Source organism: Acidimicrobiales bacterium (assembly GCA_035531755.1).
In the GTDB taxonomy this organism is placed as follows: Bacteria; Actinomycetota; Acidimicrobiia; order Acidimicrobiales; family UBA8190; genus DATKSK01.
This window is the reverse complement of the sequence record DATKSK010000003.1, coordinates 1-13,638: the sequence shown is the minus strand read 5'-3', so window position 1 is coordinate 13,638 and position 13,638 is coordinate 1. Positions and strand designations below refer to the sequence as shown.

The 13,638-nt window shown below is 71.3% G+C and carries 15 protein-coding genes; 11 read left to right on the top strand and 4 right to left on the bottom strand.

Annotated elements, in window-relative coordinates; all coding sequences use genetic code 11:
* Positions 1-19: 19 nt before the first annotated feature.
* Positions 20-1,063, top strand: coding sequence for a DMT family transporter (locus tag VMV22_00495; GenBank protein HUY20796.1), 1,044 nt, complete (start codon positions 20-22; stop codon positions 1,061-1,063).
* 841 nt (positions 1,064-1,904) lie between these two features.
* Here the strand turns inward: VMV22_00495 and VMV22_00490 are convergent.
* Positions 1,905-3,254: a HAMP domain-containing sensor histidine kinase gene (locus VMV22_00490; GenBank protein HUY20795.1), complete on the bottom strand. Its 1,350-nt coding sequence runs from the start codon at positions 3,252-3,254 to the stop codon at positions 1,905-1,907.
* Positions 3,255-3,259: 5 nt separating this feature from the next.
* Positions 3,260-3,937 carry a response regulator transcription factor gene (locus VMV22_00485; GenBank protein HUY20794.1) on the bottom strand — a complete coding sequence of 226 codons (678 nt, stop codon included), beginning with the start codon at positions 3,935-3,937 and terminating at the stop codon, positions 3,260-3,262.
* Between the two features lie 748 nt (positions 3,938-4,685).
* On the opposite strand from VMV22_00485, the gene VMV22_00480 reads away from it, so the two are divergent.
* From VMV22_00480 to VMV22_00455, 6 genes are all read left to right on the top strand, one after another.
* Positions 4,686-4,808: a hypothetical protein gene (locus VMV22_00480; protein ID HUY20793.1), complete on the top strand. Its 123-nt coding sequence runs from the start codon at positions 4,686-4,688 to the stop codon at positions 4,806-4,808.
* Between the two features lie 301 nt (positions 4,809-5,109).
* On the top strand, positions 5,110-6,333 hold the full coding sequence (locus VMV22_00475; protein HUY20792.1) for a hypothetical protein: 1,224 nt from the start codon (positions 5,110-5,112) through the stop codon (positions 6,331-6,333).
* Positions 6,334-6,445: 112 nt separating this feature from the next.
* The gene (locus tag VMV22_00470; protein ID HUY20791.1) at positions 6,446-6,784 is read left to right on the top strand and encodes a hypothetical protein; all 339 of its coding nucleotides are present in this window, start codon (positions 6,446-6,448) and stop codon (positions 6,782-6,784) included.
* Positions 6,748-7,698 (top strand): ATP-binding cassette domain-containing protein, encoded by a 951-nt coding sequence (locus VMV22_00465; protein HUY20790.1) that lies wholly within the window; start codon positions 6,748-6,750, stop codon positions 7,696-7,698. Before VMV22_00470 ends, VMV22_00465 begins: the two co-directional genes overlap by 37 nt.
* Entirely contained in the window at positions 7,698-8,573 is an 876-nt protein-coding gene (locus VMV22_00460; protein HUY20789.1) for an ABC transporter permease, read from the top strand. The genes VMV22_00465 and VMV22_00460 overlap by 1 nt, the downstream gene beginning before the upstream one ends.
* A 21-nt stretch (positions 8,574-8,594) precedes the next feature.
* Entirely contained in the window at positions 8,595-9,353 is a 759-nt protein-coding gene (locus tag VMV22_00455; protein ID HUY20788.1) for a tyrosine-protein phosphatase, read from the top strand.
* 70 nt (positions 9,354-9,423) lie between these two features.
* Here the strand turns inward: VMV22_00455 and VMV22_00450 are convergent, their stop codons facing one another.
* Both VMV22_00450 and VMV22_00445 read right to left on the bottom strand, forming a co-directional pair.
* Positions 9,424-9,606, bottom strand: coding sequence for a hypothetical protein (locus tag VMV22_00450; protein ID HUY20787.1), 183 nt, complete (start codon positions 9,604-9,606; stop codon positions 9,424-9,426).
* Positions 9,607-9,802: 196 nt separating this feature from the next.
* On the bottom strand, positions 9,803-10,501 hold the full coding sequence (locus VMV22_00445; GenBank protein ID HUY20786.1) for a DedA family protein: 699 nt from the start codon (positions 10,499-10,501) through the stop codon (positions 9,803-9,805).
* A gap of 87 nt (positions 10,502-10,588) precedes the next feature.
* Here VMV22_00445 and VMV22_00440 point away from each other — a divergent pair, with 87 nt between their 5' ends.
* The 4 genes from VMV22_00440 (at position 10,589) to VMV22_00425 (ending at position 13,638) form a co-directional block, all read left to right on the top strand.
* Positions 10,589-11,500, top strand: a complete 912-nt coding sequence (locus tag VMV22_00440; GenBank protein HUY20785.1) for an alpha/beta hydrolase — start codon at positions 10,589-10,591, stop codon at positions 11,498-11,500.
* 10 nt (positions 11,501-11,510) lie between these two features.
* The gene (locus VMV22_00435) at positions 11,511-12,353 is read left to right on the top strand and encodes a PD-(D/E)XK nuclease family protein (protein ID HUY20784.1); all 843 of its coding nucleotides are present in this window, start codon (positions 11,511-11,513) and stop codon (positions 12,351-12,353) included.
* 102 nt (positions 12,354-12,455) lie between these two features.
* Positions 12,456-13,025 carry a phosphatase PAP2 family protein gene (locus tag VMV22_00430; GenBank protein ID HUY20783.1) on the top strand — a complete coding sequence of 190 codons (570 nt, stop codon included), beginning with the start codon at positions 12,456-12,458 and terminating at the stop codon, positions 13,023-13,025.
* 7 nt (positions 13,026-13,032) lie between these two features.
* Entirely contained in the window at positions 13,033-13,638 is a 606-nt protein-coding gene (locus VMV22_00425) for a DsbA family protein (GenBank protein HUY20782.1), read from the top strand.

Below are 13,638 nucleotides of genomic sequence, written 5' to 3'. Positions count from 1 at the left end.
GCAGCGATCAGGGACGGCGATGACGGTCGGGGCCTCCGTGGTGGCAGCCCTGGGCGCGGCGATGAGCTTCGCCCTGGCGGCCATCCTTCAGCAGGAGGCCGCACAGTCGATGCCCGTGGACAAGACGCTCACGTTGAGACTCCTCACCGAATTGCTGCGGAGACCGAAGTGGGTGGCGGGCGTGGGGTTGCTCGTCGCCGGATACGGCCTCCAACTCGTGGCGTTGGCCTATGGGCCGGTCGCGCTCGTCCAGCCCATCGTCATCACCGAGCTTGCCTTCGCCATCCCGCTCGCCATCTGGCGACGCCGTCGCCCCGCCGGGCGTCGCGAGTGGACCGGGATCGGCTGCGTCCTGGTCGGAATCGCCACCTTCCTCCTGGTGGCATCGCCCCAGAGCGGGAACCCCGACCCGGGTCGATTCGCATGGCTCCTGGCTCTGCTGCCGGCCGGAGCCGCCATCGTGCTGGCCTCCGGCCTCGGCGCCAAGGCGAGCGGTCCGAAGCGGGCAATGCTCCTCGGCGCCGCTGCGGGAATGGCCTTCGGTGTCCTTGCCGTGCTCACCAAGGCCACGACGCACCTGCTGGGTGAAAGCGTGGGCCGGGCCTTCACGAGCTGGCAGCTCTACGGCGTGGTCGCGCTGGGGATCCTCGCCCTCGTCTTGTCGCAGAGCGCGTACCAGGCGGGGCCCCTCGCGTACTCCCTTCCGCTGGTGGGAGTGCTCGAACCTGTCGTCGCGGTCTTCATGGGCGCCACCGTGCTGGGCGAGCAGGTCCAGATGCACGGACCGGCGCTGCTGCTCGAGCTTCTGGCCGCCCTCGTGGCGTGCGGCGGGATCGAGCTCCTCGCCACCTCCCCCACCGTGCTCAGCATCTACGAGGAGGGGGGACACCCCGATGGCGGTCTCGTTTCGCCGGGGCAGCCATGCACCCGCCCGGCACCGGCTCCGATGGGATGCCGGTGCCGGGCGCGGCAGTCGTCCGTCGGATCCCGAGGCGCCGGCATCAAGCTCCTGGGCCGCGACGGCCATGACAGCTCGATCACCGGATGCACCTCCCTGTGGTGAAGCCGCCACGCATCTGACGCCCACTGCATAGGAATCTCCATCCCTTCTTCACGTCGTCTCCAGGAGTCCCTGCACATCGGTGGCGTTCACTCGGTGCATGGCAAACCAAGAGCGTGGAGCGAGCCCCAAAACGCAGGAGCGACCAATGGATGGGTGCCGAGCCGAAGATTCCCTGGCACTCGTCTCGACCCACCTCATACGGGCGCTGGCCTCCCTCGATCGAGCGTCCGAGGCATCAACCGATGCTCTGTCCGGTCAGCGATTCGTCCAATTCGACGTAGCCAGTCGTGCCATCCATTGTGCACTCGTCACTCTCGACGAGTGGGGGGATGCCGGCCGGCTCGAGATGGCACCATGAGCAGCCCTCGCCGAGGGTTCCCGACACTCGGTGACCGATCGGTCCCTGGCGGATCGGACGTTGAGGCACTATCGGAGGACGCCGCGAGTCACGCACCTCCCGTCCGTGCCCGTCACGATTCGGATGCCTCCACGGAGCGGCTACCAGTGGTCGAAGGCAGCGAGGTCATGCATCCACCAGGTCCACAAGCCATGATCGGTCCACTCGACGCGGTGGTCTTCCATATCCATCGAGCTGGATTGCTGATCCGTGCGAACAGCGAGGGACTCCCAGGCTCCGTCGGCGACGAACTGGCCCAAGCCAGGACAAGGCTTGACGGTGCGATCCGCCAACTCCGGCGCGTGGCGCTCGACAGCAATTCCCGCTGAGGCGTCGACCCCGAGGGCTATCCGGTCGGGGCACCGGTACGGGCTCCCTGTGGCCCGGCAGGTCGGTGCTCCACCATGGCGCCGATACTGGCGAAGGACTTCGGTGGCACACCGCTCAAACGGCAAGTGGGAAGGAAACCGTGAAACGTGCTCCGGGCGCGTTGTCGACGTCGATCCGACCGCCGTGTGACACCACGACGTCGTGGGTAATAGCCAGGCCAAGCCCAGTGCCACCGAGATCGCGGGCCCGACCGTCGTCAAGGCGAGCAAACCGTTCAAAGATCCGCAGGCGTTGATCAGGCGGGATCCCGGGACCGTCATCGGCGACGATGAGCGTAACCGTTGTGTCGGACTCGGTCAGGGTTATGGTCACTTTTGACTGTGCGTGCCGCGCGGCATTGTCGAGGAGGTTCCGTACCGCTCGAGTTAACGCGTCGGCATCGCCGAGGAACTGCGCGCCCGAGACACCGGCGGTGTCGATACGATGAGATGAGCGGCTGCGTAGCCTCCGCGCTTCGGTCATCACGATCTCATCGAGGTCGATCGGCTCGCGGGCAGATACGCCTGACGACGAGGCGTCCGACGCGGCGAGGACGAGCAGGTCATCCACCAGATGCTGCAGCCGGATCGCGTCGTCCAGCACATCTTGCTCGGTTGCCTGCCAGTCAGCACCGCTAGGATGCGCCAGATCGACTTCGAGCCGGGCTCGTATGCCCGTCAGCGGGCTGCGGATCTCGTGGCTCGCGTCGGCGATGAATCGACGTTGGCGCTCGTTCGCATCGTCGAGCCGACCGAGCATGGCGTTCATAGTGCGCGCCAGACGACCAATCTCATCGACCCTGTTCGGCTCCGGGACACGTTGGTGGAGGTCTTCGGCCCCGATGACCTCGACCTGTTGGCGGATCGCTTCCACCGGCCGGAGCGCCCTGCCGCTCACCACCCAGGTCGTCCCGGCCACGAATAGCAGCAGGACCGGCAGCCCAATGAGCAGGAGCCGGGCGAGACTGTTCGTGCTGGCGCCCACGATATTGAGGCTCCCCGCCACGTACACGATGTAGGTGCCGCTCGGTGTGGCTACCCGGAGCGCCACGACGAGGAACGAGGAATCCCCGACGGGCAGACGGGCGACCATGCGGGAGGCGAAGCCCGAAGGACCGGGTTGCAGCGTGCTGATGCGCGGCTGACCTTCGATATTCGATGATGCGGCGATCACATTCCCGCGCACATCAACCACCTGGACCGCGCTTTCGTCGCCCGGCGTCACGGCCAGTGGGGAAGTCGGGGTTCCGTCGGCAACAGTCGTGGCGACGTCACGAGCCCGCAGTCGTGCCGCCGTCTCGATGTTGTCGATCAGCGAGACGCGGTGAGCGTTGACCACCCAGGCCCCACCAGCCGCGAGGGCAAGCGCCACGACGATGACCGCAGCCAGGGTTATACGGACCCGAACGGACGCGAATCCGCGCACCCCGCTCAACCTCCGTTGCGGTCGAGTCGGTAGCCCGCGCCGCGAATCGTCTGGATGAGGCCACGATCGAACGGCTCCTCGAGCTTTCTACGCAAGTGGCGGATATAGACTTCGACGATGTTGGGGTCGCCATCGAATGCGAAGTCCCACACGTTGTCGAGAATCTCCGCCTTCGTGACGATCTCGCCGGCCCGTCGCATCAGGAATTCCAGCACGGAGAACTCTCGCGCCGTGAGCGCCACTTCGACCTCCCCGCGCGCACAGCGGTGGGTGACCGGATCGAGCCTGACGTCGCCCGCCGCGTACACCACCGGTTCCGAGTGCCCACGCCGGCGAAGCAGGGCGCGGAGGCGGGCTAGGAGCACCACGAAGGAGAACGGCTTGGTCAGGTAGTCGTCCGCGCCGGTGTCGAGCGCCTCTGCCTGGTCATAGTCGCCGCTCTTGGCGGTGAGCATCAGGATCGGTGTCCAGTCACCCGCTTCCCTGATATTCCTGCACACCTCGTACCCGTTTATCCCCGGCAACAAGATGTCGAGCACGATGGCGTCGTAGGAGTTCTCCGTCGCCATCCACAGCCCGTCGGTCCCCGTGAGGGCAACCTCGACGGTGAAGCCCTCGGCTTCCAGGCCGCGGCGCACCGCCGCCGCGATCTTTGTCTCGTCTTCGACAATGAGCACCCGCACCGGACGTCCTCTTCCTCGGACTCCATCGTGCCCCCTGCGAGCTGAACGTCGGCTGAACGTCGGCTGAACGTCGGCTGAACGTCGGCAGGGGGCTGTGCGGGGGGCGGGCATGCCCACGAAATGGAGGAGGGACGCCCGTAGGCGTCCCTCCTCCGGCCCGAGGACGAGGGGCTTTACTCGACGCCCTCGAACTGGTGGTCCACGTTTTGGCCGGCCGTGTCAGCGTGTCCGCCGCCGGGGAGGCCGGCGTCACCTGGCTCCTCGACTCCCGGCGTCTCCGCCCCCGTTCCCTGCGTTTCGGTGGCCGCGCCCGAGGCGGTCGGCTGGGTCAGGTCCGGCGCATGCGTCGCGGGGGTGGACGCTGCCGACGAGGGCGAGGACTGGGCGAATGCGACTCCGCCCGCCACGCCCACGACGCCGAGCATGCCGCCCACTCCGATGGCTAGCTTCCGTGTGAGGTTCATCGTGATGTGCAACTCCTTGCTGGGTTTGATGATGCATGGTCATCGTGCAGGTGGTCCGCTGAACGGCAGCTGAACAACGCTGAATCGGCCTTCAGCAAGCCGGCCGTCGTGGCCCGCTGACTTCTGCGACAGGGACTGCACGTCGGGCTTCGCAAGAAGACGGGCCCACCGGCGCACGACGCCCTCGTCGGCCGGGATTTCAGCGCCGGCGACCTCGACGAGCGGTGGCTGTCCGACCCCTACACCGAGCACCGGACGACGGGTTCGAGCCCGGGGGCGCCGTCATGAACATGGTCAGCCACGGCTGGCCCCAGGTCCGGTCCAGCCTGAAGACCCTCCTCGAGACCGGTGACGCCCTGCCGACCGGCGCCGCCGCCCCCCGGCGGGACGACGCGCTGCGCCCGTAGGCGGGTGCTCCTCCCGCGTGGGGGCCCGGCGCCCCCGGCCCACATCCGGGGATGACGGGCGTCTGACGACCCTCGCCCACCACGCTCCTCGGGCCCGTCCACCCGGCCACACTCCCCCACGGCGGCGGGCCGGGCTGCCAGGATGGGGCGCCGGTGCTTCCCCGGGGGGCACGGTCGTGAGGTGCATCCACATCCTTCTCACAGGTCGAGGTCGCACGATGCCGCCACCGCCAACCGGCGGGCGGCGGAGCTGGCGGGCCCCACGGCCCTCGCTGTGACCGTCCTGGAGAGAACGGCTCGGATGCCGACGACGACGCCCGATCATCCGGGGGGCCCGACGCCAGGGGCCCGACGGTGGACGAGGCCGTGGCGCGACCTCGTCGACGACCCGCGTGTCGTGGGCCTGATCGCCGTGGCGGCGGCGGTGGTGGTAGCGGCGCTGCGCATCGCGGTGGTGGGCCACGGCGACATCGGCACATTCGTCGTGGCCGGGAGCCGGTTCGCCGGCACGCACCTGCGGGTACCCGTGATCGCCGGGAACGGGTACGACGGGCAGTTCTACTACCGCCTCGCCCTGGGGCCCCTCGACCTCGCCCCGCACGCCTTCGGCATCCATCTGGACTCCCCGGCGCGCGTCGAGCGGATCACCTACCCGGCCCTGGGCTGGGCCCTGGCCGGCGGGCGGGCGGGCCTCGTGCCGTGGTCGCTCGCGACCGTGAACGTGGTCGGCCTCGGTGTGCTCGGGTGGCTGGGGGGGATGCTCGCCCGCGACGGAGGTCGGCGCGCCCTGTGGGGACTGTTGATCCCCGGCTACTTCGGCTTCGTCTGGACGCTGTCGCGCGACCTCACCGAGATCACCGAGGCGGCGCTGCTGGTGGGTGGCCTGCTGGCCGTGCGGCGGGGGCGACCGGTGGTGGCCGCCGTCGCCCTGGCCGGTGCCGTGCTCGCCCGCGAGACCGCCCTCGTCGTCGTGGCGTGCCTCGCCGTGGTGCAGCTCGCCCAGTGGTGGAGCCGACGACGCGGGCGGGAGGACACCGGGCGGCCGCGCGTGCGCGCCATGACGTGGGGCGTGCCGCTGACGGCCTTCGTGGTGTGGCAGGCCGTCGCCGGCTCGGCCGTCGGGCAACTGCCGCTCACGGCGTCGAGCCGGCACAACGTCGGGCTGCCGTTCGCCGGTGTGGTGCGGGGCGTCCACCACTACGCGTCCCTCTTCCCGAGCCACGCCTCGGAGCTGTGGTTCGCGGAGATCGTGGTCCTGGGCGTCGTGGTGGCCTCGGCGGCGCGCCGCGTGCGCAGCAGCGTCGCGCCCGCCCACGAGCGGATCGCCTGGGCGGCCTACGGGGTGATGACCGTCTGCCTGTCACCGGGCATCTGGCTCGGTGACGTCGGGTTCCGCGGCCTCGACGACCTCTACGTGCTCAGCTGCCTCGTGCTCCTGGCATCGAGCCGGCGGGCCCGGTGGGTGGCCCCGCTCGTGGCGATCTCGTGGGTGGTGGTCGCCGTTCAGCTCATCATCGTGATCTGACCGCCCCTGTCGAGCACCGGACGCGCCGATTCGTGTCCCCGACGGTGCGGGCCGGCCTCTCCTACGTCCTGCTGTCGTACCACGAGGACAACTGCCAGGGCATCCGCCCGGCGTGGCGGCATGGACGGCGTACTTCGCGCAGCTGCACACCCTGTACCCGAACGCGCTCCTCGGCTTCGGCGAGGTCGGCATGGACAATCCCGCCACGCCCGTCGACGCCGCCGCGGCGCGCTCCGTCATGGCGTACGACTACGGGCTGCGCATCACCTTGCCCTACTCTGTCGGCGGCTATTCCTGGTGGTACGACGACGAGGACTGCCTACCGTCGTCCACGAGCCTCCTCGGGCCGACATCCGATCCGCGTTCGGCGCCGAGACCACCGCCCTGGCGCACCGACCCGGTAGCCTCGGCCCCGTGGCCGAAGCCGGCGTCATCCACACCGAGGCCCTGACCAAGGTGTATGCGGGCACCGACTTCAGGGCCGTCGACGAGCTCGACCTGACCGTCGCCCCCGGCGAGATCTTCGGCTTGCTCGGGCCCAACGGCGCCGGCAAGACCACCACGGCGGGCATGCTCACCACCCGCGTCGTCCCCACGTCGGGGAGGGCCTGGGTGGGCGGCATCGACGTGGTGGCGCACCCGACGCTCGCCAAGCAGATCCTCGGGATCGTGAGCCAGGAGAACACGCTGGACCGTCAGCTGTCGGTGTGGGAGAACCTGTACTTCCACGGCCGCCTCTTCGGCATCGGCGCCCGCCGGTCCCGCCAGGCGGCCGACGAGCTGCTCGAGCAATTCCAGCTCTCCAAATGGGCGAAGACCACCGTCTACGCCCTGTCGGGCGGGATGGCACAGCGGCTGATGGTGGCGCGGTCGATCCTCCACCGGCCGGCGGTGCTGTTCCTCGACGAGCCCACCGCCGGCCTCGACCCCCAGAGCCGCCTGGCCCTGTGGGAGGTGCTGCGCACGCTCAACGCCGAGGGCCAGACCATCCTCCTCACGACGCACTACATGGAGGAGGCCGACCAGCTGTGCGCGCGGGTGGCGATCATGGACCACGGCAAGATCCTCGCTCTCGACACCCCGGCCCAGCTGAAGCGCACCGTGGGAGCCGACACCATCGTGACGGTCAAGGCCACCGGGGACTACGACACGCTCTCCGCCGTGCTGCGGGACCTCGACGGGGTCACCCGCACGCGCCAGATCGACAACGGCGTCGAGGTCCACGTGACGGTGTCGGACCGGATCGTGCCCAGGGTCGTCAACGTGGTGGAGGACGCCGGGCTCGAGGTCGTCGACCTGTCGGTCGCCGAGCCGAGCCTCGAGACGGTCTTCATCAACCTCACCGGAAAGGACCTGCGCGACTGATGGTGACCACCCCGGCGCCCGCCCTCCACATAGAGACCAGGCCCACGCGCTCGGCCGTCGCCGCCAGTTGGGTCTCACTGCAGGCGCTCATGCTGCGCGACCTGGTCGTGCTCAGGAAGAACCTCGGCGAGTTCGTGATCCGCACGCTGGTCCAGCCGTTCCTGCTGTGCTTCGTCTTCCTGTTCGTCTTCCCCAAGATCGGCCAGGGCATCGGCGGGGGCCGGGGTGCGGCCGCCGAGTCGGGGTTCGCCACCGTGCTCGTCCCCGGGGTGGTGGGCATCTCCATCATGTTCCAGGGCGTGCAGTCCGTGGCCCTGCAGATGGCCCAGGAGTTCGGCTTCACCCGCGAGATCGAGGACCGGGTGCAGGCGCCCTGCCCGATCTGGCTGGTGGCGGTGGCGAAGGTCCTCTCCGGGGCGGTGCAGGGGCTGGTGTCGGCCGCCATCGTGCTGCCGATCGCCTCGGTCGTCCACGCCGCCGGGGTCGAGGCCGACATCCACCTGCACGTCTGGACCGTGCTCAGCATCGTCCCCTTGTCCTGCATCGCCATGACATCGCTCGGGCTGCTGCTGGGGACCTCCTTCGAGCCCCGCAACATCGGCCTCATGTTCGGCTTCGTCGTCCTGCCCATCACCTTCCTGGGGGGCACCTATTACCAGTGGACCAGGCTGGCGCCGGTGAAGATCGGCGGATGGCACTGGATGCAGACGATCGTCCTCGTCAACCCGCTCATCTACGTGAACGAGGGGATGCGCGCCGCGTTCACCGACGCGTCACACATGCACCTGTACGTCGTCTACCCGGTGCTGGTGGCGTTCAGCGCGCTCTTCCTCGCCGTCGGGTTGCGCAACTTCCGGCGCCGGGTGCTGTCCTGACGCTGCGGTAGCCTTCGCCTCGTGGCCGACGGCGCTGCCCCACCCGTCCGCAGACTGTCGCTGACGGGCTGCGTCAACTTCCGCGATCTCGGCGGCTACCCCGCCGCGGACGGTCGGCACATCCGCTGGCGGATGCTCTTTCGCGCCGACGGGCTCGCCCGCCTCGACGAGGACGACTGCGCGCAGCTCGTCGGGCTCGGCCTGTCGACGGTGATCGACCTTCGGACCCCGGGGGAGGTCGAGGAGCGCGGGACGTTCCCCGAGGACGCCGTCGAGGTCGAGTACCACCACCTCCCGCTCACCGACGTGTTGCCGCCCGTCGAGGACCTCGGCCGCTACGACGAGCCCGCCTTCGTGACGTCGCGCTACCTCCAGCTCTTCACCGAAGGCTCCGCATCGCTCACCCGTGCCGTTCACGTGCTCGCCGAGCCCGGCGCCCTTCCGGCGGTGTTCCACTGCAGCGCCGGCAAGGACCGCACCGGCGTCCTCGCCGCCCTCGTGCTCGGCTTCCTCGGCGTGCCGCGACCGGTGATCGTGGAGGACTACGCGCTGAGCGCCGAGGCCATGGTGGCCCTGCTGGCGCGCCTCGAGGCCGAGTACGCCGACGCCGCCGAGGAGGTCGGGCGCTATGCGCCCGCGGTGATCTCGGTGGCTCCCGAGACGATGGACGGGTTCTTGGACTCGCTCCAGGACGAGCACGGCACGTTCGACGACCTGGCGGCGACGCTCGGGGTCACCGACGCCGTCGGAGCGCTGCGCGCCGCGCTGCTCGACGGGTGAGCCCCCCGGGGCGTGATCCCGGCATGGTCGCTCGGCGCCGGTGCCGCTCCGACGCCGGCGGGCGCGCCGGTCAGTCGACGGCCTGACGGAACACCAGGAGGTCCGAGCCGTCGCGCGCCGTGACGGCGGTCACGAGCTCCCAGCCGCCCTCGGAACGGGCGCGCAACACCTCGTCGACCCTGCCCGCGTCGCGGGTGTCCTCGGGGCGCAACGCCCCCGGCAACAACGTCAGCCCGTACCGCCACGGCCCCACGGGCGCAGACCCTAGTCAAGGCGACGGGCTCCGTCTCAGGGCGCCGAGCAGGCCGAATCCGGCCGTTTGCGCCTCTGTCCAGGGTCGTCGCCGACCACACCGGGGCGATGAATTCCTGGCGAACCTCAGGCGAACGTGGCGCGAACACTACGTGGACGATGCGCGAACAACCCCGCGGCGGCGCGCCGTCGGGGGATCAGCCGCGGTCGGCCGGCTGGCGGTCGCCGTCCCCCGGGCCCGCCGTCCCCGGGGGCGTCGCGCCGGTCCGGGCACCACGCTGGGCCTGCTCGGTGCGCACCACCCGGATGCGGTGCACGAGCGCCGCCACCAAGACGACGGCCGCCAGGGCGGCGACGACGTAGGAGGCGTCCCCGAAGGCCTTCACCATGGAGTGGTAGCTGCTGCCGAGCGAGTAGCCGATCCCGGCCAGCACGCCCACCCAGACGGTGACCCCGATGGCCGTGAACACGCCGAAGGGCAGCAGGGGCATCTCGGCGACGCCCGCCGGGAACGAGATGAACGTCCGCACCACCGGCACCACCCGGCCGACGAGCACGGCGGAGTCCCCGCGCCGGGCGAACCAGGCCTCGGCCTTGTCGAGGTCGCGGTGGGTGAGCAGCAGGTAGCGGCCGAAGCGGTCCACGAAGGCCCGGCCGCCGGTGCGGCCCACGCCGTACGAGACGAAGGAGCCGACCAGCTCGCCGGCCACGCCGACCACGATCACGAGGACCAGGTTGAGCGGGTGGTGGTCGACCGCACCCGACAGGGTGGCCCCGCTCGAGAGGGCCCCGGCCAGGCCCAGCGTCAGCTCGGAGGGGATCGGGATGCAGGCCGCCTCGGCCACCGTGAGGAGGAAGACGGCCAGGTAGCCCCAATGCGAGATGAAGTGCTCCACGGGCCTGTTCTAGTCGGCCCCGTCCCGCGACGGGTACTCCCCCGGGGCCGCGTCGCCGGCGGCCGGGCACCCGGTAGCGTCGCCGCGATGCCCGGGACACCCTTCTCCGACGACGACGGCCCGTTGCGGCCGGCGGTCCCGGCTGGCCACGTGACCACGCCCGACGGCGTGGCGGTGGCCTACTACGAGCTCGGGGGCGTCGGCCCTCCCCTGCTCCTGGTGCACGCCACCGGGTTCTGCGGCCCGGTCCTGGCCCCCCTGGCCGCCCGCCTCGGCGACCACTTCCGCTGCGTGGCGCTCGACCTGCGGGCGCACGGGGCCTCGGGCCCCCCGCCGGGTGCGGACTTCGACTGGCACGGCTTCGCCGCCGACGTGCTGGCCGTGGTCGACCACCTGGGCATCGAGGGGGCCGTCGGGTTCGGCCATTCCTGCGGGGGGGCGTCGCTCCTGCTCGCCGAGGAGGCCCGGCCCGGCACCTTCGCCGGCCTGTACTGCTTCGAGCCCGTCGTCTACCCGGGGGACGAGCCCCTGGCGCCGACATACGCCCGGAACCCGCTGTCGGCCAGCGCGCTGCGCCGGCGCCCGCGATTCGGCTCGCGGGGCGAGGCCCTCGCCAACTTCTCGGGCAAGCCCCCGTTCGACGGCCTGCACCCCGAGGCGCTGGCCGCCTACGTCGACAACGGGTTCGCCCCGCTCGACGGGGGCGGTATCGGGCTGCGCTGCCGCCGGGGGGACGAGGCCGCGGTCTACGCCCACGCCTTCTCCCACGACGCCTTCGCCCGGCTGGGCCTGGTCCGCTGTCCGGTGACCCTGGCCTGCGGCGCCGACACCGACGGGTTCGGGCCCGACCTCCTGGCCGCCTATGCGGGGCGCCTGCCGGCGGCGACGACGGTGGTGCTCGCCGGCATCGGCCACTTCGGGCCGCTCGAGGACCCCGACGCGGTGGCGGGCTCGGTGGCGGGCGCCCTGGTCCCTGTGGCCGGCACACCCCGGACGTAACCTTCGGTCGATGGCCCTGGCGCTGCCCCGTTCGCTCTCCCCCTCGAAGTTGAGCGCCTTCAAGGACTGCCCGCTCGCCTTCCGCTTCTCGGCGATCGACCGCGTCCCCGAGGAGCCGTCGCCCCACATGGTGAAGGGGACGCTGGTGCACAGCGCCCTGGAGCGCCTGTTCTGGGACCACCCCCGGGGTGCGCGCACCCCCGACGCCGCCCGCCACGCCCTGGCCGCGGCCTGGGAGTCGCTCGCCCAGAGCCCCGACGCCACCGCCCTCGACCTGTCGGCGGACGACCGTGACGCGTTCGTGGCCGACGCCCAGTCGCTGCTCGACGGGTACTTCCGGCTCGAGGACCCCGACGCCGTGGACGCCGTGGGGGTGGAGCTCACGCTCGAGGCGGCCATGGGCGATCTGCGCCTGCGGGGCATCATCGACCGCCTGGACGTCACGCCCGACGGCGAGCTGGTCGTCGTCGACTACAAGACGGGGCGCGTCCCGTCGGTCAACCAGGAGAACCAGCGGCTCGGCGGCGTGCAGTTCTACGCCTTGCTCTGCGAGCAGGTCCTCGGGCGCCGACCCAGCCGCATCCGGCTCATGTACCTGCGCGAGCCGCTCGTCATCGAGGCCGAGCCCTCGGAGCAGGCGGTCAAGGGCACGCGCCAGCGGACCACGGCGGTGTGGTCGGCCATCGCGCGGGCGTGCGTGCAGGAGGACTTCCGGCCGCGCCCGTCCGCCCTGTGCAATTGGTGCAGCTTCCGGCCGCTGTGCCCGGTCTACGGCGGGGACCCCACGCAGGCGGCAGAGCACGCCCCGGCGGCCGCCGACGGTGCCGCCGTGCCGGTGGCCCGGGCGGGCTGAGCGCGTCGTCGAATCGCCGGGCCCGGTGCGCTCGTCGTCCCGGCCACGGCGCGCCGGCCGGCACGGTGCCGGGCGGCGGTATGCGGCCGGTAGCCTGCGGCCGTGCTGTCGTCCGCCGTCGAGTCGTTCGACCGTTTCGTCGACGAGCGGTTCGAGCCGTGGCGCGGGCGGCGGGTCGCCGACGCCGTGGCCTACGCGGCGTCGGCCCTCGGTGACCACGGCCTCGTGTGGTTCCTCGCCGGCGTGGTGCGCGGGCGTCGGGCCGGCCCACGGCGCGCCCTGGCCGTGCGCGCCGTGGTCTTCACCGGGGTCCTGACCCCCGTGGTGAACGCCGGGCTCAAGTCGGCGGTGGGCCGGGTGCGGCCGGACCGACAGTCGGGTCGGTCCATTCCCGTGCGCATCCCGCGCACCGCCAGCTTCCCCTCGGGCCACGCCCTCGCCGCCTGGTGCGCGGCCACGCTGCTCGCCGAGGACGACCCGGCTGCCGCCGCCTACTACGCCGCCGCGGCCGCCGTCTCGGCCAGCCGGGTGCACCTCCGGCTCCACCACGCCACCGACGTCGTGGCCGGGTCCGTCCTGGGCGTGGGGCTCGGACGCCTGGGCCGCCACCTGCTCGCCCCGGGGGGGGCCGTCATGGGCCGCCTGGAATGCACAGGGCGCCCGCGGCGTTGACCGTCAGGTGGGCACGCCCGTCTTCTCCGTCACCTACGACTACCGCTGTCCCTTCGCCCGCAACGTCCACGAGCATCTGGTGGCCGGCCTGCGCGGCGGTGCGGGTTGGGACGTGGAATTCACCCCCTTCTCGCTGACCCAGGCACACGTGGAGGAGGGCGGCGTCCCGGTATGGGACGACCCGGACAAGGCGTCGCACCTCCTCGCCATCGAAGCCGGCCTGGTGGTGCGCGACACCGACCCCGACCGGTTCTTCGACGTGCACCTCGGGCTGTTCTCCACCCGGCACGACCACGGACGCGACGTGCGCGACGAGGCCGTCGTCCGCGACGTGCTGACGGGTGCCGGGGCCGACGCCGACGCCGTGCTCGCCACGGTGGCCGGCGGGGGCCCGCGTGCCGAGTTCCGCAAGGCCCACGAGGCCGCGGTGGCGGACCATCACGTCTTCGGGGTGCCCACCTTCGTCTCGGGTGACCGGGCGGTCTTCGTCCGTATCACCACGCGGCCCGGCGGCGATGCCGACGTGGCCCGCTCGACGATCGACGGCGTCCTGTCGCTCCTCGAGAACCACCCCGAGCTCAACGAGTTCAAGCACACCACGATCGAACGCTGA

Bases quoted from the DNA above. Each gene is read 5' to 3' on its own strand.
- VMV22_00495 (HUY20796.1), top strand. From the start codon at position 20: ATGACGGTCGGGGCCTCCGTGGTGGCAGCCCTGGGCGCGGCGATGAGC.
- VMV22_00480 (HUY20793.1), top strand. From the start codon at position 4,686: ATGAACATGGTCAGCCACGGCTGGCCCCAGGTCCGGTCCAGCCTGAAG.
- VMV22_00475 (HUY20792.1), top strand. From the start codon at position 5,110: ATGCCGACGACGACGCCCGATCATCCGGGGGGCCCGACGCCAGGGGCC.
- VMV22_00460 (HUY20789.1), top strand. From the start codon at position 7,698: ATGGTGACCACCCCGGCGCCCGCCCTCCACATAGAGACCAGGCCCACG.
- VMV22_00440 (HUY20785.1), top strand. From the start codon at position 10,589: ATGCCCGGGACACCCTTCTCCGACGACGACGGCCCGTTGCGGCCGGCG.
- VMV22_00435 (HUY20784.1), top strand. From the start codon at position 11,511: ATGGCCCTGGCGCTGCCCCGTTCGCTCTCCCCCTCGAAGTTGAGCGCC.